19 protein-coding genes and 1 pseudogene are annotated in these 22,036 nt (G+C 37.6%); 6 read left to right on the top strand and 14 right to left on the bottom strand.

Features of this window, described 5'->3' with window-relative positions:
- Positions 1-127: 127 nt before the first annotated feature.
- Positions 128-529 (top strand): acyl-CoA thioesterase YbgC, encoded by a 402-nt coding sequence (gene ybgC, locus IC572_RS03155; RefSeq protein ID WP_000332761.1) that lies wholly within the window; start codon positions 128-130, stop codon positions 527-529.
- Complete coding sequence (locus IC572_RS03150) at positions 519-779, top strand: HP0495 family protein (protein ID WP_187855047.1); 261 nt, start codon at positions 519-521, stop codon at positions 777-779. Before ybgC ends, IC572_RS03150 begins: the two co-directional genes overlap by 11 nt.
- Here the strand turns inward: IC572_RS03150 and murD are convergent.
- Both murD and mraY read right to left on the bottom strand, forming a co-directional pair.
- A complete protein-coding gene (murD, locus tag IC572_RS03145) occupies positions 776-2,044 on the bottom strand; it encodes a UDP-N-acetylmuramoyl-L-alanine--D-glutamate ligase (RefSeq protein ID WP_187855046.1) in 1,269 nt (422 codons plus the stop codon). The two genes, IC572_RS03150 and murD, sit on opposite strands and share 4 nt — an antisense overlap.
- A gap of 1 nt (position 2,045) precedes the next feature.
- Positions 2,046-3,107 carry a phospho-N-acetylmuramoyl-pentapeptide-transferase gene (mraY, locus tag IC572_RS03140; RefSeq protein ID WP_187855045.1) on the bottom strand — a complete coding sequence of 354 codons (1,062 nt, stop codon included), beginning with the start codon at positions 3,105-3,107 and terminating at the stop codon, positions 2,046-2,048.
- Positions 3,108-3,229: 122 nt separating this feature from the next.
- Here mraY and IC572_RS03135 point away from each other — a divergent pair, with 122 nt between their 5' ends.
- From IC572_RS03135 to IC572_RS03125, 3 genes are all read left to right on the top strand, one after another.
- Positions 3,230-4,063, top strand: coding sequence for an HpaA family protein (locus IC572_RS03135; RefSeq protein WP_187855044.1), 834 nt, complete (start codon positions 3,230-3,232; stop codon positions 4,061-4,063).
- Between the two features lie 99 nt (positions 4,064-4,162).
- Positions 4,163-4,351, top strand: a complete 189-nt coding sequence (gene rpmB / locus IC572_RS03130; protein ID WP_001119008.1) for a 50S ribosomal protein L28 — start codon at positions 4,163-4,165, stop codon at positions 4,349-4,351.
- A 182-nt stretch (positions 4,352-4,533) separates the two neighbouring features.
- Positions 4,534-5,670 carry a potassium channel family protein gene (locus IC572_RS03125; RefSeq protein ID WP_000461980.1) on the top strand — a complete coding sequence of 379 codons (1,137 nt, stop codon included), beginning with the start codon at positions 4,534-4,536 and terminating at the stop codon, positions 5,668-5,670.
- Between the two features lie 381 nt (positions 5,671-6,051).
- On the opposite strand, the gene IC572_RS03120 is transcribed toward IC572_RS03125, so the two are convergent.
- The 4 genes from IC572_RS03120 to hofC form a co-directional block, all read right to left on the bottom strand.
- Complete coding sequence (locus IC572_RS03120; RefSeq protein ID WP_187855043.1) at positions 6,052-6,912, bottom strand: ATP synthase subunit B family protein; 861 nt, start codon at positions 6,910-6,912, stop codon at positions 6,052-6,054.
- 92 nt (positions 6,913-7,004) lie between these two features.
- A complete protein-coding gene (locus IC572_RS03115; RefSeq protein ID WP_415751473.1) occupies positions 7,005-9,491 on the bottom strand; it encodes a DUF3519 domain-containing protein in 2,487 nt (828 codons plus the stop codon).
- Positions 9,492-9,706: 215 nt separating this feature from the next.
- Positions 9,707-11,104 carry an outer membrane beta-barrel protein HofD gene (hofD, locus tag IC572_RS03110; protein ID WP_162970969.1) on the bottom strand — a complete coding sequence of 466 codons (1,398 nt, stop codon included), beginning with the start codon at positions 11,102-11,104 and terminating at the stop codon, positions 9,707-9,709.
- Between the two features lie 73 nt (positions 11,105-11,177).
- A complete protein-coding gene (gene hofC, locus IC572_RS03105; RefSeq protein ID WP_121071224.1) occupies positions 11,178-12,764 on the bottom strand; it encodes an outer membrane beta-barrel protein HofC in 1,587 nt (528 codons plus the stop codon).
- Between the two features lie 286 nt (positions 12,765-13,050).
- Between hofC and IC572_RS03100 the strand changes: the two genes are divergently transcribed.
- Positions 13,051-13,995 carry a catalase family peroxidase gene (locus tag IC572_RS03100; RefSeq protein ID WP_187855042.1) on the top strand — a complete coding sequence of 315 codons (945 nt, stop codon included), beginning with the start codon at positions 13,051-13,053 and terminating at the stop codon, positions 13,993-13,995.
- 146 nt (positions 13,996-14,141) lie between these two features.
- On the opposite strand, the pseudogene IC572_RS03095 reads toward IC572_RS03100, so the two are convergent.
- The 8 genes and pseudogenes from IC572_RS03095 to IC572_RS03060 all read right to left on the bottom strand — a co-directional run.
- Positions 14,142-14,896 (bottom strand): annotated as a pseudogene (locus tag IC572_RS03095) (restriction endonuclease).
- Positions 14,889-15,944: a DNA cytosine methyltransferase gene (locus IC572_RS03090; RefSeq protein ID WP_187855041.1), complete on the bottom strand. Its 1,056-nt coding sequence runs from the start codon at positions 15,942-15,944 to the stop codon at positions 14,889-14,891. Before IC572_RS03090 ends, IC572_RS03095 begins: the two are co-directional and overlap by 8 nt.
- 95 nt (positions 15,945-16,039) lie before the next feature.
- Entirely contained in the window at positions 16,040-16,663 is a 624-nt protein-coding gene (locus IC572_RS03085) for a GIY-YIG nuclease family protein (protein WP_187855040.1), read from the bottom strand.
- A 2-nt stretch (positions 16,664-16,665) separates the two neighbouring features.
- Positions 16,666-17,595 (bottom strand): DNA adenine methylase, encoded by a 930-nt coding sequence (locus IC572_RS03080; RefSeq protein WP_187855039.1) that lies wholly within the window; start codon positions 17,593-17,595, stop codon positions 16,666-16,668.
- Positions 17,596-17,606: 11 nt separating this feature from the next.
- Positions 17,607-19,409 (bottom strand): translational GTPase TypA, encoded by a 1,803-nt coding sequence (gene typA, locus IC572_RS03075; RefSeq protein WP_187855038.1) that lies wholly within the window; start codon positions 19,407-19,409, stop codon positions 17,607-17,609.
- 45 nt (positions 19,410-19,454) lie between these two features.
- On the bottom strand, positions 19,455-20,303 hold the full coding sequence (locus IC572_RS03070; protein WP_187855037.1) for a glycosyltransferase family 9 protein: 849 nt from the start codon (positions 20,301-20,303) through the stop codon (positions 19,455-19,457).
- Positions 20,269-21,906 (bottom strand): class I SAM-dependent methyltransferase, encoded by a 1,638-nt coding sequence (locus tag IC572_RS03065; protein ID WP_187855036.1) that lies wholly within the window; start codon positions 21,904-21,906, stop codon positions 20,269-20,271. Before IC572_RS03065 ends, IC572_RS03070 begins: the two co-directional genes overlap by 35 nt.
- 8 nt (positions 21,907-21,914) lie before the next feature.
- On the bottom strand, positions 21,915-22,036 hold a 122-nt coding region (locus IC572_RS03060), incomplete at its 5' end, for an outer membrane beta-barrel protein (RefSeq protein ID WP_073423031.1).

Genomic DNA, 22,036 nt, shown 5'->3' with positions numbered 1-22,036 from the left:
AGATTTAAGAAAAAACCCACTTCAAAAATACCTAAAAAATATAGAGCAACGCCCATAGATTATACTATAGTTAAGTTACATATTGTATAATTTTAAGAAAATTTCATTATTTAAGTAAGGGGAATTAATGTGCTGTAGGGTATATTACGAAGATACCGACTCTGAAGGCGTGGTCTATCATGCGAATTATTTGAAATATTGCGAAAGGGCTAGGAGCGAGTTCTTTTTTAAAAAAAATGTCTTGCCAGAAAATGAAGAAGGCGTGTTTGTCATCCGCTCTATCAAAGCGGATTTTTTCACCCCCGCAAGCCTTGGGCAGGTCTTAGAAATAAGAACGCAAATTAAAGAATTAAGAAAGGTTTTTGTGGTGCTTTTTCAAGAAATTTATTGTATCCAAAACGCTTCTTTAGAGCCTATGAAGCCTTTTAAAGTCTTTGCTTCAGAAATCAAGTTTGGCTTTGTCAACCGCTCTACATACAGCCCTATTGCCATTCCTAAATTGTTTAAGGAGCTTCTTAGTGCCGTCTGATTCAGAAAAACCCACTATCATTTACCCTTGCCTTTGGGATTATAGAGTGATTATGACCACTAAAGATACAAGCACATTAAAAAAGCTTTTAGAAACCTACCAACGCCCCTTTAAATTGGAATTTAAAAACACTTCTAAAAACGCTAAATTTTATAGCTTTAATGTTTCTATGGAAGTTTCAAACGAAGCGGAACGGAATGAGATTTTTCAAAAAATCTCACAATTAGACGGAGTGGTTCAAACGCTTTAATCCTTTAAAACAAACGCTTTAAATTTTTCACCCCTTTCTTTATACGAAGAAAATTGATCCAAACTGGCCGCGCTGGGTGAAAGCAAAGCGACTTCATTTTGCAATAAAACGCTTTTAATTTCTTGAACCGCTTTTTCTAACTTTAAACAAACTTGACAAGAAACATTAAATTCTAACGCTAAGGCTTGGATGATAAAAGCGCTTGATCCTATGGCATAAAGGCTTATTTTATAGTTTTTAAACTCTTCAAAAAGGGGGGTTAAATTGACCCCTTTAATATCGCCTCCTACAATCAAATGGATTTTTTGGTTTTTAAAGGTTTTTAGGGCTTGTAAGGTGGCATCAATGTTCGTGGCCTTGCTGTCATCTACCCACAAACGCCCTTCTTTATCCCTAAATTCTTCCATTTTATGCGAACCGATTTTAAAAGCGTTCAGTCTTTTAAGGGCATTTTCTCTATAATCTTGCCATTTTAAATTCTTTATTTTTAAAAATTGCTCATAAACTAAAAGGGCTAAAGCCGCGTCTAATAAAAACGCTCCCTTAAAAAAAAGAGCGTTAGAAGGGATTTCTAAACGCTCTAAAACCTCTTCGCTTTTGTCAAAAAAGATTTTTTGCGCTTGCGAGTTTTGAATAATAGGGTGTTCTTTGAATTTTAAAGGGAGGATAGCGAGCGAAGTTTTAGGCATCAACGATAAAACCTTGAGTTTAGCGTTCAAATAATTTTCAAAATTGCAATGCCAAGTCAAATGATCGGCTTTGACATTGATGAGCAAGTAGATTAAAGGGTAAGCCTTATTCGTGTAATGCAAAGAAAAAGAGCTTGTTTCTAACACCCACAAGGGTGATTGTTTTTCAAACAATTCAATCAAGGGCGTGCCGATATTCCCCCCACTCACAGCCTTAAAATCTTCTAAAAGCATGGTGAGCATTTCTGTCGTGGTGGTTTTCCCGTTAGTGCCGCTAATACTGATTATAGTAGGCGTGAAAACCAAATCAAACAAGCTGTCAATATAATCGTATTCGCTCACTAAATGCTTGGATTTTATGACTAAAGGGTGCGTGAAACTAATGCCAGGGCTGACTATTTCTAGTTGGGAATCATTAGGGTTGAAATCCTTACTGGGATAACAAAGAAAACCCTCGCTATCCTTATGAAATGCAGTGAATTGATCGTCAAAAAATTTGACTTCATTATGGTTTTTTCTAAAAAAACGCCCCAAAGCTAGAGTGGTTTTGCCATGCCCCAATAAAGAAATTTTCATTTTAACGCACCTTCAAGCTTAAAAGAGCGACTAAATTACTCAGCATAGAAATGATCCAAAAACGCACGATCACCTTATTTTCTGCCCAACCCTTTTGCTCAAAATGATGATGGATGGGCGCCATTAAAAAAAGGCGTTTTTTACGGGTTTTATAACTCCCTACTTGCAAGATCACAGACAGAGTTTCTATTACAAAAATAGACCCCATTAAAACGAGTAAGATTTCATTGTGCGAAACAATAGCGTTATAAGCGATAAACCCTCCTATTGCCAAACTCCCGCTATCGCCCATAAACACGCTTGCCGGGTTGCAGTTATACCACAAAAAGCCAAAGAGCGATCCCACTAACGCTAGCGAGACAACAAACAATTCCCCCACATCTATGACTTTAGGATAAAGCAAGTATTTAGAAAATTCCGCATTCCCTGCCACATACACAAAGATAGAAAGGCTTAAGAGGGTGAAAATGCTAGGCACGCTCGCTAAGCCGTCTAACCCGTCGGTTAAATTCACCGCATTGCTCGTGGATAAAAAAACCAACACCCAAAAACCAACCGCTAAAATCGTGGGCATTTCAAACAAGGGGTTTTTCAAAAAAGGCGCGTATAAAAAAGTGTCTAACCCTTTAAGGCTCAATAAAACAGACACTACAAGCGAAAGGACAAAAAGCATGCCAAATTTCATTTTCGCACTCATCCCGGCATTGCTTTGCTGGTTGATTTTAGTGTAATCGTCTCTAAAACCCACAAAACTAAAGCCCACTAACACGATTATCCCTAACAACACATAAAGATTACCCAAAGACGCGCACAACACGCTCGCAACAATGGTTGCAAAAACAAACACAATCCCCCCCATCGTAGGGGTATCCTTTTTATTCTGGTGGCTTGGCACAAAGCTTGAAATGGGTTGGTTAGCCTTTTTAGCCTTGGCCCATAGAATGAATTTAGGCATTAAAAAAAGCGTGAGGAAAAAGGCTATGAAAAACCCTAACCCTGCTCTAAAAGTCAAATACTGGAAAAGATTGATATTAAAATAGCCATATAGTAAAGAATAGAGCATAAAATCCCCTAAAATCGCCATGTATAGATTAGAAAAAGCATAATTGTAGCGCAAATTGATTTACTTAAAAATAGCATGAATAGGATATAATGGGAGTTCATTTTAATTTTTAGGAGTCTTTTATGGAGCGTTCGCTTATTTTTAAAAAAGTTAGAGTTTATTCTAAAATGTTAGTGGCTTTAGGGCTTTCAGGCGTGTTAATCGGTTGCGCGATGAATCCAAGCGCTGAGACAAAACAAAATGACGCCAAAAACCAAGTTCAAACTCATGAAAGAATACAAACAAGCTCTGAACATGTTACGCCGCTAGATTTTAATTATCCGATACATATTGCTCAAGCCCCACAAAACCACCATGTTGTAGGTATTTTAGCGCCACGCATTCAAGTGAGCGATAATCTAAAACCCTATATTGATAAGTTTCAAGACGCTTTAGTCAATCAAATCCAAACTATTTTTGAAAAAAGAGGCTATCAAGTGTTGCGTTTTCAAGATGAAAAAGCTTTGAATGCGCAAGATAAGAGAAAGATTTTTTCCGTTTTGGATTTGAAAGGGTGGGTAGGAATCTTAGAAGATTTGAAAATGAATGTAAAAGATCCCAATAACCCTAATTTAGACACGCTAGTGGATCAAAGTTCAGGCTCTGTGTGGTTTAATTTTTATGAGCCAGAAAGCAATCGTGTAGTTCATGATTTTGCTGTGGAAGTAGGGACTTTTCAGGCAATGACCTATACTTACAAACACAGTAATTCTGGAGGGTTTGATTCTTCAAACAGCATTATCCATGAAGATTTGGAAAAGAATAAAGAAGATGCGATACATAAAATCTTAAACAGAATGTATGCGGTTGTCATGAAAAAAGCTGTAACAGAACTTACAGAAGAAAATATTGCCAAATACCGAGACGCTATTGATAGAATGAAGGGCTTTAAAAGTTCTATGCCTCAAAAAAAGTAGTTCTTAAACGAACCATTTAAAAATTAGCCTTAAAATCAGTCTTTTTAAAGGCTATTTTAAGTATAATATCAAATTTATTTCAATAATTAAGGATACACAATGGCAAAAAGATGCACTTTAACTTTTAAAGGGCCTATGGTAGGCAATCATGTCAGTCATGCGAACAACAAAAACAAACGCCGCTTACTCCCTAACTTGCGATCGATTAAGATCCAATTAGACGACGGCACGACTAAACGCATTAAAGTGGCTGCTTCCACTTTAAGAACCATGCGTAAAGGGGCTTAGTTTTTAGAATTTCTGTCCGTTTTGATTGTAGGGGTGGTTTTGATGTTTTTGATAACCTTTTTAAAACTCCCCTTGAGATCTAAACTTCTTTTTGAGATTAAAACACAGCTTAGGTTTAGCGTTTTGATTAAATTTAGAGGTGAACGCTTTCAAAAGAATTTATTTTGATCTAGGAATTGGTTTTGTTTGAAAAGTTGAAATTTTTTAAAATCAAAAAAGACGATGAAATTCAGCCAGAAGTCAATTTAAATTCTGAAATCTATGAGCAATTTAAGGTCTTTAGACTCCCGCTTATTTTAATCCAATTGCTTGTGCTTTTAGGCACTCTGGGATACTTCGCCCTAGAAAATTATAGCCTTATGCAAGCTTTCTTCCAAACGACTTACACCATGACAGCTACAGGGTTTGGTGCTTTAAATGAAAGCCAGTTTGGGCCTATAAGTATTTTTTTAACTTCCATTTTAATGTTTTTTGGGGCAGGAATCATTGCCTTTAGCGTGGCTATTTTAGTTAGCGTGGTCAATAAAGGCACGCTTACCAGATTGATTAAGGAGAAAGGTATGATTTATAAAATCGCACGCCTTAAGGATCATTATGTGATTTGTTACCACAATGAATACACCATTGAATTGAGCAAGCAATTCCGCTCCGCTCAAATCCCCTTTGTGGTCGTGGATAATGACCCTAGTTTTGAAGAAGAAGCCATTAAGCACAAATACCCCTACTATATCATAGGCGATCCGCACACCAATTTAGCCATGCTAAAAACCCACTTAAGCAGTGCTAGGGGCGTTGTGGCTTTGTCTAAGATTTTACCGGTGAATGTGGCGTTAATGGTGAGCGTGCGCTTGTTTGAAAAGGAATTAAAGCGCAAACCTTATTACATCATTGCAAGCGCGCATAGCGATGAAGGCTTAGAAAAATTAAAAAAATTAGGGGCTGATATGGTGGTTTCCCCTACAAAACTCATGGCGCAGAGAGTGAGCGCTATGGCGGTGCGTCCGGATATGGAAAATATCTTAGAGCGCTTTATCAATAAAAAAGACACGCTTTTAGACTTAGAGGAAGTGATTGTCCCTAAAACCAGCTGGCTTGTGTTAAGGAAATTAAAAGAAGCCCATTTTAGAGAGATCGCTAAAGCGTTTGTGATTGGTATCACTCAAAAAGACGGCAAATACATCCCCATGCCCGATGGAGAAACGATCATTGCAAGCGAATCCAAACTATTAATGGTTGGCACTTCAGAAGGCGTTGCGACCTGCAAGCAACTCATCGCTAACCATCAAAGACCCAAAGAAGTGGATTACATTTCATTGTGATTGATACAGCCCTTTTTAAATAAAAAAGGCTTGGCTCTCATCAAATACGGGTAATAAAATCTAAAAAATGCTAAAAACATTTTTACAATCCATAGCAAAGAGCTTGGCGTTAGCCAAAAAATTAGCCATTCATGTTTGATGAGAACAGATCCAAGACTTAAACGGATTTTGGGCTTATTTTTCTCACACCCATACACTCAATGAGAGTTAATGTTATAACCCTTTTAAAGCCCTCTTTGTTAAAAGGATTCTTGAACTTTTTTAAACCATGTTTTAATTTGTCCTGTGATTTATTTATCATGCTCATTCTCTTCGCATTTTTGAAGCGTTGCCCTAAATTCCGCGCAAAATAAATCTTCATCAATTTCTCAATTTAAAATTTCACTCTCCTTTCTTGCTTTTTTCTAGCGTGTAATCGCTCAAATCCTTGACTTTCTGCTCCCATCCGCTTTGGATATAAATAACATTTCTAATATAATAAGCGCCCACAAACAAGCCGCTAAACTTCGGCTTTAGTGTTTCTAAAAGTTCGTTAAAAGCGGTTTTTTTCGCTTCGGTGATCTCGCTTGTGGCTTGTTGCTTTTCTTGCGTGATGTTATTTAAAACTTCTTGCTTATTGGTGTTTATTTCATTGTTAGCGCTAACTTTTGCTTCGTTAATGTTATTTATTGCTTGCGTTTGGTTGTTGCTTATTTCATTATTAGCGCTCGTTTTAGCTTGCGTAATCGCTTCAAGGCTTTGGGTTTTGTTTTCGGTGATTTGATGATTAGCGTTATCTCGGGCGTTATTTAAAAAGATTTGATAGCTCGTTAAAAGCCTTGTAGTGGCTTCTATGATCTGATTTTCTAGTTTTTTAACTTCGTTTTTGATGTTTTCAGTATTAGCGTTTAGTATAGCGGTTACTTCTTGCTCGTTGGCGTGCATGCTCGTATTGAACTCGCTAAAAAAGCCCTCGTATTCTTTCATTTTTAATTTTAAACTCTCGCCGGCGTTACTCAGCCATTCAATGGAGTTTCTTAAACTGCTATCAATTTCATTCGCGTTTTTGAAAAAATCCAAACTCAAAAGCACTTCTAAAATCCTAACGATGCCTTTAAGGCTCAGTTCTACTTGCTCAGTGAAAAGATGATTACCTTTTAAAGCGTTTTGAAGTTGCTTTAATAGCTCGTTAGTGATTTCTTTCACTTCGGGCTGCTCGGTGATTTCTAAAACGCTATTAGGTAGATTAGGGTAATTGATCATTTTATTCCTTATTTATGCTATCATTCAATCTAAGGTTTAGAAAACGCCCTCTAAACCTTGGATTATTATAGTTAGGCTTTCTTTCCATCTTCTTACTCCTTGACTTTTTCAAGCTTTAGTTTTTTACTCCCTTTCTCGCTTTCTTTTTGCATGTCCTTCACGGCTTCTATCAAACGCTTTAAGGTAGGGTTATTTTCATTCGGCTCTCTATTGACCATTAAAAGATAATGCGTGAAGTCGTAAATATCAATATCCTTAAACTCTTTACTATCAGGGTTAAACATGTCTTTAGTGATATCTGCGATCTTGAACTCTTTCAAGCCTTTTTTAATGTTATCGCTTCTTAAAGCTTCAAATAACGCCTTGCTCGGATCATCAAACCTCGCAAAGCGCGCGATCGCACCTCCTAAAATCTCGCTAATATCACTCGTGTTTTGTTCGCTCTTTTCAAACATCTCTAAAGAACTCGTTTTATAGAATTTCTCGCTCAAATCTTTTAAGCTCTCGCTCGTGCTTTGGTAATTCTTTAAATTCGCAAAACTGCGATCCATAATATCGCTCAAATAAGCGTTAAGGCTTACATTAGGAAAATTCATGTCATGGATTAGATTGTGAAAACTGCCCGCATTATCTACAAACATTTTTTTAACCTTTTCATAGCTTTTAATATCGTTAGAAAATTCTTTTTGCCATCGGTTGAGTAATTCTATCCCTTGCGTCTTGGTCCTTGGCATGTTAAACATAAGCAACGCTAAGTTACTATCTCCTACATTAGGATGCGTGGCTTTGTCAAAATTAAGGTTTTGAGCAACGATATTTTTAAGTGAGTAGATGCTATCAGCGTCTAATTTCTTTTCTAATTCTTTCAATTTCGCTTCGTAATGGCTTAAAACCGCTATGGCATGATCGCTTTCGCTGTTAAATCTTCCTTGATTGCTTGAAGCCGCTAAATTGTTAATCTCGGTGTTGTCTAGGCGTTTATGCGGCACTCGCACTAACAATTCGTCCGGCGCTAAATCTATGTTGTAGTATTCCTTGATCGCTTTATCGTAAATATAACGGCTTTTAGGCGTGAAATTCAGCATGCCTTGTATTCTGTGGTTTCCTGCGATCACTTGCCCATCGTGTAGAATGATGGGTAAATCTTCAAAACCTCCGCTCCCAAATATCTTTTTAGGATCAAAATTTTCCGCTATGCTTTTAATCTGTTCTTCGTTCATGTCGGTGCGTTTTTGCGTCCCGCCTGTGGTAAAACTAGGCTTTAAATCTTTGGCTTTCACGATCGCATAATCTAGATCGTAAATCTCTCGTTCGTTTAACCGAACTCGGCTTTTAGGTAATTGCTCTTGCGTTTTTGTAGGTATATCTTCTCCTACTTCTATTTTAGTCTGGCTTTCAATGTTGCCTGCGTTGCCTCGCTCATGTTCTAATTTCTTTTTTAACGCTTCTTTGCGTTTTATTTCTTGCTCTTTAGCTTTTAAAAATTCCTGTTCGCTTTGTAATTGTTCGCTTTCTAATTTCGCTAACTTTTCGGCTCTGGCTTGTTCTAAGGGGCTTAAATTTTTAACTTCTTGGGTGCTTTCGTTTAAATTTTCTGTATTTTTTAATAAATCCTCTTGACTGGTTAAAGGTTTTTGAGTAGGATTATCTCTATTAAGGTTTGAGATGCTACCGCCATCTCTGTAATCGTTAGGAAGTGGTGCAATGGTTTCTAACTCCCTTAAAACTTTCTCATCCACTTCAAAACTTGTAATCATATAATGGTTTTTTAGTTCGTTATCTCCCTTAAACTTACTTAGAATTACTTTTGAATTGTTTAAAATAATAGCCGCATAACCTGGTCTGTCTTCTTCTTTCAAGCCTTTTTGTATGATATTAGGGATTTCTTTAATTAGTTCATTAGTCCTTTCTTTAGCTTGTTCTGGTGCTAGCCCTAACTTTTTGTATTGTTTTTCTCGGCTTTCTATTATGTGCGCTAACCCATAACCTACGCTATCTTTAGTCTTTGGCGTTCCCCAAACAAAATCAATCCCTCCTAAATCCTCCCTATACGCTGCGCCTGCGACTTGTCCGTTTTTCTCTTGTAAGAGTTTCTCTAACGCTTCCTTAGGCTTTAAGGCAAACTCGGGGTAATTCTTGCCAAACTCTTTAAGGGGGGTTATAGCGTGTTGGTAATCGCTCGCTTTTTGGCTTAGTTCTTCGCTCGCTTGCTTGATTCCGTTAGTAAGCTCTTCAATGATTTTAAGCGTGTTGTTGCTGAATTTAGCGTTTTGTGCGCTTAGTTCTAAATTCTTACTAAATTCGCTTATAGAATGGCTTCTCTCTAACGCTCTTTTTAGGTGATACTTCAAGGCTGCGCCTGCGGTGGCTTCGTTCAAGGCTTTGGGAAGTTTAATCCCTAAAATGCGATCGGGCGCGTTTCTGTATAGCGTTCCTAAAGTGAATTTAGTCCATTGGTATTTTAACGCTCCGCTTAAAGTGGTCGCTAAACCCTGGCTTAAGTTTTTCGTGATAGCGGGTTTTAGGGTGTCGGCGATCTTAGCGTCGTTTTTGAAAAGCTTGTGAAAACCGCTCGCTATGTCAATGTATTCTTTAGCCTTGGGCGTGGTAAAAACATCATTTTTAAACTCGTTTAGTTTGTTTAGAAACTGCGTAGGGTGTGCTGTGGTGTTCTAGTATATTAAATATTTAATAATAAAGTTAAATAAAACTTTTTGAGTATTAATATTTGATTGGAGCAGAGCCTTTTAATATTTTAAAAAGGCTAATCAAAAATATCCATTAAGGATAAATACTAGTAAATCCTAAAACCATAAGTGATGTTAAACATGATATGGCTTCGGTCAGAATACACATTGTGCGTTAAAGGTTGCGTGCCAGGCCCGTTAGGATCGACTGGAACATACATGCCACAATACCCAATACAATAGCCTTTTTTGGTGATATTGCCATAATATTCTAGTTTTAAATCCATTCTAATATTATACTTATTAGAAAAATAGCTCAAAAAGAGCGCGAGACTCCTTTCATCAGCCCTTGGGCTATCCGTCCAACGGCCTAAAATTTTCCAACTAAACCCCCTATACTGTGAGCCTACATACAAAAACCCATTGATAACATCAGCGCCAACAATATTGTTAATTTCTGCGTCATAAATACTATTCGTCCAAATGTTATACCCCAAAGGATCCCCATAAATACCTATATCACCATTAGCGTTACCGATATTTTTATAGACACTACCCCCAAATTGCCACTTATTATAGTAAAAACGAGTGCGGAAGAAATAAGTTTGCCCGCTCTTGCCTAATGGCACTTGTTGGAATAGAATAATATCGTTTTGATTAGCCGGAGTGGCAAAAATGGGGAAAAACCCCACGAAAGTGCCTACAAAACGAAAGCCCTTATTGTTGAAATTAGGGTTGGTGTCATAAGTGATATTAATGCCTGGTGCATACATTCTTTGAAAGATCGCATAAAAATAAGGGTTGATTTTTAGGTTGTCTTTTTCGTATTTTAAATCCGCAATCATTAGAGCCTTACCGCTTGTATAGTAACGCCCAAAATACCAAAACCAGTCGCTTGACGCTGAAGCCCTAGCGTCTGAATACATCACTCTGAATCTGGTGTCTTTGTATTTGACAAAGCCTTCAACCCCTTGAGTGTAAGAAGTGAACCAGTCATACTCTTCAGCATCATAGCGCCCCCCTTTCACGCCAAAACTGAATTTGTCTTTTTTGTAGTTGTAGCTCAAAAAAGCGTTATGCACCATGGCTAAACGAGGTTTTTGCACGTTTAAACCACTATGCCCCGCATACCAACCAATGTATTGCCAAAAGATACCCGCCCCAAAAGGATCCGTCCTAGAGCCAGGCTGGCCATTAGGGATATTGTTGCCTTGATAGGCGGTAGAATCATAGGGGAGCGCTGCCATCATCGCCCCCACTTCCGCTCTCAAACCCTTGTATAAACCCATGCTCAAATTCAATTCGCCGAGTAAAGAAGTGTAGCTACCTGTAGGATAAATGTCTTTAGAAGGCTGGTATCTTTGGTTGTTAAAGCCAAACTTGGTATAGCTGCTCACCTTTCCAACAATGCTCATGTTGAATTTATAAGCTTGAAGTTTGGATAAAAAAAGACTAAAAAAAAGCAAAAAAAATAGAGAGTAAGAAAAATATTTCTTAATTTCCAAAACCCTAACTCCCAAAGATATTAAAAATAAAAATACAAAAAAGGCATATCTAAGAGATAGGGGGAGAACTCTCTTAAAAACTATAACTAATGTGTGTCATCAAATGGCTTCTGTCTTGGGTAATACTCTTTTTAATGCCACCCATGTCTTGAGGACCTTGCGCGAACGCTGAAGACTCAAACAAACCATTATTCAAGTTAAGCGGTTGCCCATTTGGCCCAAGGAAACCGGTTCCAGGGTTGTAACCCGCACGGATTTGGAACTCTAACCATACGAGTTTGAGACCCGCTTTAACATGCTTGCTGAACTGATAGTCTAGATACATACCAATACCATATTCCAATGCCCTTGGAGCGGTGGTGAAGCGTTGATAAACGCTCCAACTGAACTTACCATGCTTGCCTCCACCTTTAACATACTCAGTGAACGCATCAGCATCGGTAATGTTGTCAATCCCTGCAAACCCTAAGCTGTAGATACTGCCAACCCATTGTTCGATACCATCCACAGCGATGATGTTACCCCAAGTACCCAAGTTCATGTTAGGGTTACCGATGTTGAGATAAGCACCACCAACCACAAAGTAGTTGTTAATGTCTATATGGTGGCGTAAAAAGAGCGTCGCACCACCNGGACCTTGCAAGCCACGCCACTTACCATTATCCAAGAACGGATCCCAAGTGTTATAACGAGCGGGCGCGTAACGGCCGTATTCAGCGTTATTCCAACGATAGTCATACAACACATAAAAAGTCGTTCTGTTCCTCATGCCCATACCGCTAAACTCAGGATTGGTATCGTATTCTATTTTAGCACCAGGCAATGTGCCTACTTCTGGGATGAGATACACATAAGGGTGAATCATTAGATTCTTTGTAGGGCGATAAATAATACCCGCCTTATGAATACCCCAAGGCTTTTCACGATAAATGGGGAACAACCATTGACCATCAGCGATACCACGACCCCAAGAGCTAAAGAGCAAGAATTTCATCTTATTCGTAAGCTTGAAAGTCCCATAAAAACCTTGGAACAATTGGTAAACCCAATCCATTTGCTCCTGCTCCGTAACATCAAAGCGCCCCATGACCATATGGACTCTGTCGCTGTCATAGGTAAGATTCGCTTTATAAACTTCATAGCGCCTTGAACCACCGGGCAAGTAGGCGTTAGCCGGATAGTAGTTAGGGAACAAGCCGTTCCACTCACCCATATACTCCCAACCAATACCTCTAGGGTTAATGATACCACCTGGCCCTGATTGCTCCCACATTTTAGTGGCGTTCATACAAAGGCTCATAAAATCAGTGCCGCAAGAAGTTTTATCCCAATAGCTTGGGGGGGTAAAATCCTTCGCCCACCTATCATATCTAGTGCTATCATAAACTTGTCCGCCCAAAACACCGCCTAAATTCACGGTCCATCCCCTACCTAAATGCACAGAACCCTCTAGCTTACCTGTAAGGTTAACAAAAGTCTCTGTAGGATAGATACCTTTAACAGGGTTAATGGGCGAATGGTTAAAACCCACTTTAGCAAAATTGATAAAATCTCCATGCACTTCATAAGTAACCGCCCCTAATGAACCCGTAGTGAACAATAGTGGCAAGGTAAAACGCTTTAGCAATGCAGCCGCAACTTTTCGTTTCTTTAATTTCATTCCTCTTCCTTACTTTACCTGAGAATAGATAAATTACTCTGTAGAAATAATTGTAGCATAAAAGAATATAGATTTAGTTTAAAATCAAGCTAGTTTTTCTTAAAAATCACAAAATTTAAAACACAAGTTTATCCTTAAAAGCTTGCTCATGAGCATGCAAATGGATAGGATAATTTTTTAAGACCTAATAATATATTGAAAAAAAGGCTTTTTTAAGGCTCAATAGGGAATTTACTGATACAATTAAAGGCATTGTTTTATATAAAAAATAACAATAAGGAAAAAAATGAAAAAAATTGGTTTGAGCTTGTGTTTGGTTTTGAGTTTGGGTTTTTTAAAAGCTCATGAAGTGAGCACTGAAGAGATTGCGGATATTTTCTACAAGCTCAACGCCAAAGAGCCTAAAATGAAAATCAACCACACTAAGGGGTTTTGTGCTAAAGGCGTGTTCCTCCCTAACCCGCAAGCAAGAGAGGCTTTAGAGGTGCCATTACTCAATGAAAAAGAAATCCCTGCGTCTGTAAGGTATTCTTTAGGGGGCGCGATGATGGACGATAAAAGCAAAGTTAGGGGAATGGCGTTAAAATTAGAAAATCAAAACGCTAGCTGGACAATGGTGATGCTCAATACAGAAATCAATTTTGCCAAAAACCCTAACGAATTCGCTCAATTCTTTGAGATGAGGATCCCTAAAAATGGCAAGGTGGATGAAGCAAGAATCAAAAAGCTTTATGAAGAAGTCCCCTCTTATAGGAATTTTGCAACTTATATGAAAACGATAGGGATTAGCTCAAGCGTGGCTAACACGCCCTATTATAGCGTGCATGCGTTCAGGTTTAAAGATAAGAAAGAGGAATTATTGCCTGCGAGATGGAAATTTGTGCCTAAAGACGGCATCAAGTATCTTAACCCCCAAGAATTAAAGCAAAAAGATTCAAATTATCTGCTTTCTTCATTCCAACAACACCTTAAAACTAAGCCCATAGAATACCAAATGTATCTGGTGTTTGCGAATAAAAATGATGCCACCAACGACACGACCGCACTTTGGAAAGGCAAACACAAGGAATTATTGGTGGGGACCTTGAAAGTTGAAAAATACGAAGGAATGGGTTGCAATAAAGATGTGTATTTCCCAGCCGATCTCCCTAAAGGCGTAGAAGCCCCTACTGATCCCTTATTCCAAATCAGGAATGAAGTTTATGGGATCACTTTTAGCAGAAGGCAATAAAAAAGATAGGGTGGATCAATATAAGTCGGTTGAGAAAAATGCGTTTTTATGGGTTTAGGGAAGTAAAATTTTTGTTTAAAACTTTTAAGCGCGCCTACTCAAAACACTCGCTCTCTTACTTGAGGCGCACACACTCACGCTGAATGTCAGGCAAAAAATAACGAATTAGGCATTTCTGTAATTTTGTAATCAAAAAAGTTTTGCGAAATATTAAAAACGCTCTGCCCTTCCATTTGTTGGCGGGTTATCCAATTCAAATCATTTTTTTTGATTTTAGAAATTTCTACGCATGCCACTTGCCCGTTAAACAGATCAAAATGCACCACAATAGTGGGAATTTTATCCGTTATCAAACGCCTTTGAGCTTCTAAACTTTATGTTGTTTAATGTCATTGATCCCTTGAAATCCGCTTTGAACTTCTAGCAATAAATGATTGTCTAACAAAAAATCGGCTTTAGGACTTCTTTTAAAGCTTTCTATACTCTCAAAATTATCACCACCAAAAAATTTGATGATTTCTTTTTGCGCGCCAAAAAGACAAGCGATAAAATCCTTAAAAAACTCCGCTACTAAAAACCCGCGCATCCACGAAAAACAAACTTCTTCAACTCTTCTGCCTTGATTATTCAGCTTATAAATAATATGAGTGTCCGCTATCTTTGAAAACACTCGCTCTATGGAGTTTTTAAAAAAGCATTCCAATTCATACTCATTATATTTAAAACAATAAACACTATTGATAGCGCTAAAAATTTCAATAAGCCTTTTTTTTAGCGCGTTTAAATAATTGAAATCAACGCAAGGTTGTATGTCTTTAGCGCCTAAAAATTCCTTAAACGCATTTTGAGAATTAAAACCCAATAAATTTCTATAACCTTTAAAATCGTTATTATCAAACATTTTTACCCTTTAAAAAATCAAAGACAGCATGAGCGAGTGCTGCACTCAATAAAGGCGGCACGGCATTGCCAATTTGCAATCTTTTAGCACTAGAGCTCCCACAGAATTTATAATTATCAGGAAAGCTTTGCAATCTTGCCCCCTCTCTAATGCTTAACGCCCTAGAGTCTCTTGGATGGATACACCTAGAACTGCTTGGGGTAGAAAAATTTCTTGTGATGGTGGGGGCTGGTTTTTCCCACCACATTTTGGCATAGGTATTAATATAACCGCTTTTGGGGCGTAAATTTTTGGGCAAATCGTCTTTACTCTGTCCGTCTTTTAGCGTTTGCATGATTTTTATCAGTTTTTCATTGTTTTTAGGACTGCTATGCTCGCTTAATTCTTTAGAATTTCGCACAAATTCCAAAAAAACGTTATCCGCATTTTTAAGATAACCTAAAGCATCGCCATTTTCACCGCTTTGAATGGGTGGTAAATCCCCTAAAGCGTCTTTTAGAGAAAAATGCGTTTTTATGGGTTTAGGGAAGTGGAATTTTTGTTTAAAACTTTTAAGCGCGCCCACTAAAATCACTCGCTCTCTTATTTGAGGCACACCATAATCTAGGGCGTTTAAAATGGCATGCTCTAAAATATAACCTCTCTCTTTAAAAGCGTTACAAATTCGTTGGAACAATTGCCCTTTTTGCATAGACATTAAACCCACCACATTTTCAAAAACAAATATTTTTGGTTTCACTAAATCTAAGATCCGCAAATATTCTTTAAACAGATTCGCTTTTTCATCCATTTTTCTTTTGCCAAGCGTAGAATAGCTCTGGCATGGTGGTCCGCCTAATAGAATGTCAATTGGAACGCATGGCAAGTTGTGGCAATGAAGTTGCGCAATATCGCATAAAATGGTTTGGGCCTCTTTATGATTGGCTTGATAGCTTAAAATGGCGTCTTGGTCTATATCGTTAGCCCATACTAATTCAAAATAAGGGTGTGTGGAAAAGCCATAACTCAATCCTCCAGCACCACAAAAAATATCGGCTACTTTATACAAGTTTTATTTCTTCCTTTCATCTAAACCCATGCTTTATTTTAAATGCATCTAGTAACTTAAAGCCCTTTTTTTGAGATTGGGTTAAGACTATTTATTCAATCTTTTAAAGTTCCGCCAGGTTTGTCAATCGCTTTTCTATGGACGGCCTTTTCTCTGTTTTGAGCTTTTTGAGTGGTATTGGCATGCTCACCTTTAATATCGTTTGGCCAATCTTTACCTTGCTCTTGCGCATTCCATTCGGGTAATGCGTCATTATTATTGTTTCTATAATCCGTCAGGCAAGCTTGCTCTAAAAGTTTATAGCTGATGCTTGCGTCTTTGATTGCACAAAAACCAAACAAGCCTTTCACTTGAGTTTCAAAATTAGGCTGATAAATCATGTAAAATTCTATTTTAGCCCCTGTGAGTATTGTGTGATAAAGAAAATACCACACGCCAAAACTTCTAATACTAGGTCTCCCTTTGACTCCCCCATCTTTATAAATATTGAGCGTGCTTTTAATCCCACCATCCGCTTGAGAGCCACCGATTTTTTTAATCTCACCATCCACTACAATTAAATACACTCTAGCCACATTTTGAGTCAAAATATTTTGAGATAAAGATTGATTGTTTTCATCTTTTAAATCCTTAAGATAGTTGAAATTCAACTTTGTGCTGTCTTTCACGTATTCTACATCAGCGATTTTAAAGGCAGTTTTGACCTCGCTAATATGCATTTTTACTCCTTGATGACCAATAGCTCATGAGATTGTTTGACATGGTTATTATCGCCTCTTTCTAAGCGGTTTTTACCCATTCTGGTTTCGCCTTGTCCCATAGTGTATTGCCAAGAGGGTTCTAAAATTTTAAAATCTTTATAAGCATTCCTTACAAATTTGCAGTCATTATAACTTAAAATAAATGGCCCTTTATGCCTTTTTAGCATGTGAGCTAACACTTCATGTTTAAAACCATTATGATGGATAGGGAAATTACGCATAGGATAAATCCCCTTAAACATTTTAGAATTTTCTAACACATAAGGGGGGTCAAGATAGAAAAAATCATTAGGATAAGCGAGCAACACTTCTTCAAAACTAGAGCATTCCACCTTTAAACTAGGGGCGTTAAAACCTTTAATTTTTAAAAGAGCGTTTAAATAGCGTTGCTTATCAGTGTAAATTTTACTCATCCACCCTAAAAATCCCGGCCCATAGCTTAAATTAAAGTTAAAGTAATAATCTCTAGCCAAAATTAAAGGGTCTAAAACGCATTCTTTTTTATAATGGGCTTTTAATTCTTGTTTGATAATGTTGTAAGTTTCTTGTGTCGGTTCTAAAGAGAGCAAATGATTATAAAGAGCTTGTTTGTCTTTAAGCAGCACTTGATAAAAATTCACTAAAATGTCAAAAATGTCAAAGCCCAACACTTCTAAACCCAACTCTGTCGCGCATGCAATTTCCACGCTCCCCCCACCTATAAAAGGGCTAATAATCCTACGCACACCATTAGGTATACACTCCACTATTAACCCTACAGCTAAAGATTTGCCTCCACCATATCTTAAAGGGGCTTTTATGTAGCGTTTGTAACGCCCATTATTAGAGCGTAAATTGTGCAAAAAAATATCTTTTTTACTAGCGTTTTGGTTGAATAAATTGGCATGCATTCCAAAAAATTCTATTTATTTTTCGCCCTTTTCCTCATGTTGGGGTCTAAAATCTTTTTCCTAATCCTTAAATTCAAGGGGGTAACTTCTAAAATCTCATCTTCTTCAATCCACTCTAGCGCTCTTTCTAACACCATAGTCCTAGGCGGGGTGAGTTTGATCGCATCATCGCTCCCGCTCGCTCTCATGTTGGTTAAATGCTTGGACTTAATGGGATTGACATCTAAATCATTATCCCTGCTGTGCTCGCCAATGACCATGCCCACATAAACCTTCGTTTGGGGGTTGATAAAAAGCGCGCCTCTTTCTTGGATATTGAAAAGGGAAAAAGCGGTCGCTTCGCCATTTTCCATGCTAATTAGCGCCCCATTTTTGCGCGATTCCACGCTCCCGCTAAAAGGGCGGAATTCCAAAAAGCTATGATTCATCACGCCTTCGCCTTTAGTGTCGGTTAAAAACTCGCTCCTGTAACCGATAAGCCCTCTTGCAGGAATTTCAAATTCTAATCTTGTATAGCCATCGCTCATGGGATTCATCGCTTTCATCTCGGCTTTTCTTTTGCCTAATCTCTCAATGATGGCCCCGCTAAAATCTTGGGGCGTGTCAATCACTAAATGCTCAAAAGGCTCGCATTTGACGCCATTTTCTTCTTTAATGATGACTTCAGGGCGTGAAATGCTAAACTCAAACCCTTCACGGCGCAAGTTTTCAGCTAAGATAGTGATTTGCAATTCCCCACGCCCGCTCACTTTAAACTTACCTTCGCCCATTTCTTCGCATTTCATAGCGATATTGGTTTGCATTTCTTTTAAGAGCCTGTCTTTCAATTTATTGGCAGTAACATGCTTTCCTTCTAACCCGGCTAAAGGCGAATCATTGACAGCAAAATACACGCTCATTGTAGGCTCTTCTAAATGCATGGGATCTAAAGGCATGGGGTTAGTGGGATCAACGACGCTATCGCCCACATCCATCGCGTTAAACCCAGCAATCGCTACAATATCGCCCGCATAAGCGTTTTCAATCTCCGTCCTAGCTAGCCCTAAAAAGCCTATAAGCTTAGTGATACGGCCATTTTCTTTACTCCCATCGCTTTTCATCAACAGCACGCTTTCATTCTTTTTAACCGAGCCATTAAACACCCTAGCGATACCGATTTTGCCTACATAATTGTCATAATCAAGCGTAAAAATTTGCATTTGCAAAGGCTCATCAACGCTCCCACTAGGGCTTGGCACATGCTCTAAAATCGTTTCAAACAAAGGCTCTAAATTTTTCTTTTCATCGTCTAAACTTTTCATCGCATAGCCATCTCTAGCAGCAGCATACACCACAGGGAAATCCAATTGTTTATCGCTAGCTCCCATCGCCACAAACAAGTCAAAAACTTCATCCACCACCCTATCCGGTTCAGCGGCAGGCTTATCAATTTTATTCACCACCACAATAGGGCAAATCCCAAAACTCAAAGCCTTTTTAACCACGAATTTAGTTTGAGGCATGACCCCTTCTTGAGCGTCCACTAAAAGCAACACCCCATCCACCATTTTTAAAACGCGCTCCACTTCGCCCCCAAAATCAGCATGCCCGGGAGTGTCAATGATATTGATTTTAGTGTCTTTGTAATAAATAGCGGTGTTTTTAGACAGGATAGTGATCCCTCTTTCTCTTTCTAAGTCATTGCTATCCATCACCCTTTCATCCACTTTTTCCCTCTCACTAAATGTGCCAGATTGAGAAAGTAAGCCATCCACTAAAGTGGTTTTCCCATGATCAACATGCGCGATTACAGCGATATTTCTAATATTTTTCATGAATGTCCTAACAAGCAAAATTGAAATTAGAAGTATAACACAATATTATAATAGCCCCAAATGGCGGAATTTTTTGGCTAAATCCTGTTCTATGAAATGGCTTTTATGGGATTTTAGAAAATTTTCCTTCTTACCATTAGGCGGCATGAAATCGTCATTATCCCTATAAAAAAAGATAAAATAATTTTTCTTTAAATAATAAGCCAAATGGATTAAAAACGAATCTCCCCCTATATACAAATCGCTTTCTAAAATCAGGTTTTTAACTTCTTCTAAACTGGTTTTAGTGCGATAGTGCGTAACTTCATCTTTTAAAAAAGCGTATCGTTCTTCAAAATCTAAAAGCGTAACACAAAAGGGTTTTAAAAGTTTTAAAACGATTTTTAAATGCTCTAAAGGGATACTTCGGTCTATGGATCTTGTGAAAGGGTTGATTAAAATCTTTTTGGGGTTTTTTAAATTCATGGGATATGGGGGGTTATCAAAAACATGCCCATAAATTTGAGAAAACAACTCCTGGCGGTTTTGATAAACGTTTTTAATTTCTTTATTTGGAGTGGTTATGGAAACAAATTTGGCTAAAAGAAAACTTCTAAAATCTTGTTTTTCTAAAATCAAATGTTTGATTTTGTGCTTCTTAAGTGCTTTCAACAACCATAAAAAATCCTTTATCGCCAAAAAAACCCCTTGTTTTTTAAGATCATAAAAAGCGGGGACATTCTCAAAAACAGGAATGATTTCAAAATGTTTTTCGCATTCTAAAAGCCTGGCGATTTTTAAAGTCAAATGAGTGCCTAGGATTTTAAGGGGTTGTTGCTGTTTGAAAGCGATTTCTTTTAAAAGGCTAAGCGTGATGAGGTTATCCCCTAAAGCCAAAAGACAAGCAACATGCATGGTTTTTCCTGATGGTGAAATGTTTAGGGTCTTTTTTTTCTATCCCTAAATTTTTTAAATAAAATTTTTCATCAAAACTATTGTTAATAAATTGCGTAAATAGGGGTAAACATTCTAAATCTTTTCTTAAAATTTTATGCGTTTTAAAAAGCGATTCAAAAATAAATTGCATTAAGTCGCTGTTTAATAATTCTTTTAATGCATGAGCGTTGATAGGGAAATTTTCTTTTAAAACAAACATGTTCGCACTGTTTAAAAAAAGGCGTTGCTCATTGTCATAAAAAAAGACAAGCTTTGAAGAAATGAATTTATACACGATTTTTTCTCTAGCCTGATAAAGGCTTAAGGGAGCGACTTGCTGGCAGTCTTTTAAATCAGCGTTAATGAATTGGCTAGGGGCCTTTAATCTGTCTTTTAAAATATCTGAACCCCTAAAAATAGGAATGGTATTTTTTTCTTGTTTGGGGTGTAATTTTTCTTTATTGTTACCTGTAACAATCCCTAAAGCAAAATGAGCGTTATTTTTTAAAGTGGTGTGGGGAATGGAAAAAAGGTGGTCTAAAATTTTATTTTTTTGGTGAGAGCAATGGATATTAAAAATCTTTTTAGGGTTGTTGAAAAAAGAAGAGGGTGAGCGTTTGAACTTGCTATTTTGATAAAAACATGAGATTTTTTGATTCTTGTTAGGGGTTTTTTTAAGCGCCAAACCCACAGCCTTAGTCATTAGATTTTTAAAAGGTTTGTCAAAATCAATCAGGCTTCTCATTTGAAACTTTAAAGCCATTTCTCGCATTTTACTGAACGCATCAATATTCAAACAACTTTCGGGCAATAATAGCCCTAAATGAGCGTTTTCTTTTAAGCAATTCAAACTCGCCATAAAAAAGAGCGACGCGCTATCTAGGCTTTGAGGGAGGTTGAATTGCTGTTTGAAATTTTCTTTTTGGTTTTGATTGTATTTCTTACCCCATGGCGGGTTAGTGAAAATGCAATCAAATTGCGGGGCATGTTTTAAACTCAAAAAATCTTTTTGCATGATATTAGGGCAATCTAAACGATAACGCTCTTTAATACGCTTTTTAGTCAAAGCGACAGCAAAGGCGTCTGTATCATAGCCATAGATATTTTCAACCTTAAACCCCAGTTTTAAAGCATGCATGACAAAATTCCCACTCCCCACAGCCGGATCGCAAAAAATCGCTTGGGAGGTATCAAAATCTTTAGGGAGAGTGAAAAGTTGTTCTACTATCCTATTAGGGGTGTAGTAAATGCCTTCTAAATTTCTGGTGGTATTGGAAAGCTCTTTTTCATAATAAGAGCCTAGATTTTCTAAATCAGAGCTATTTTCTAACATTTCTAGGTATTTTAAAATCAATTCTTGATGGTTATGCACGCTTTTTAAGGATTTGTTAGCGTATTTGTTAAGCTTGTTTTTCCCTAAATGGTTGCGGCAAAAATCTAAAAAAGAGCTTGTTTTCACATAAATTTTATGATCAATCTCTAATTTTTCTAAAAGATTGGTTTTGATCCAATTACGCACGCTGCTATGAGAAACGTTGATTAAATGAGCGATTTCTTCAACAGAAAGAGCGTTTGAAGGCATTTACCCCCCTAAAAACTATAAACATAACTCACGTTGAACACCACAAGGCGTTTGAAAAAGAGGGAAGTGTTTAGCCCTTTGCCATGCGTTTCATAAAAGGAATTGACCGCTAAAGGGATCTTTAAGCCCA

This window comes from Helicobacter pylori (assembly GCF_014496485.1).
Classification (GTDB): Bacteria; Campylobacterota; Campylobacteria; order Campylobacterales; family Helicobacteraceae; genus Helicobacter; species Helicobacter pylori_DD.
The sequence above is the reverse complement of the archived record's forward strand: the minus strand, read 5'-3'. Positions and strand labels throughout refer to the sequence as shown.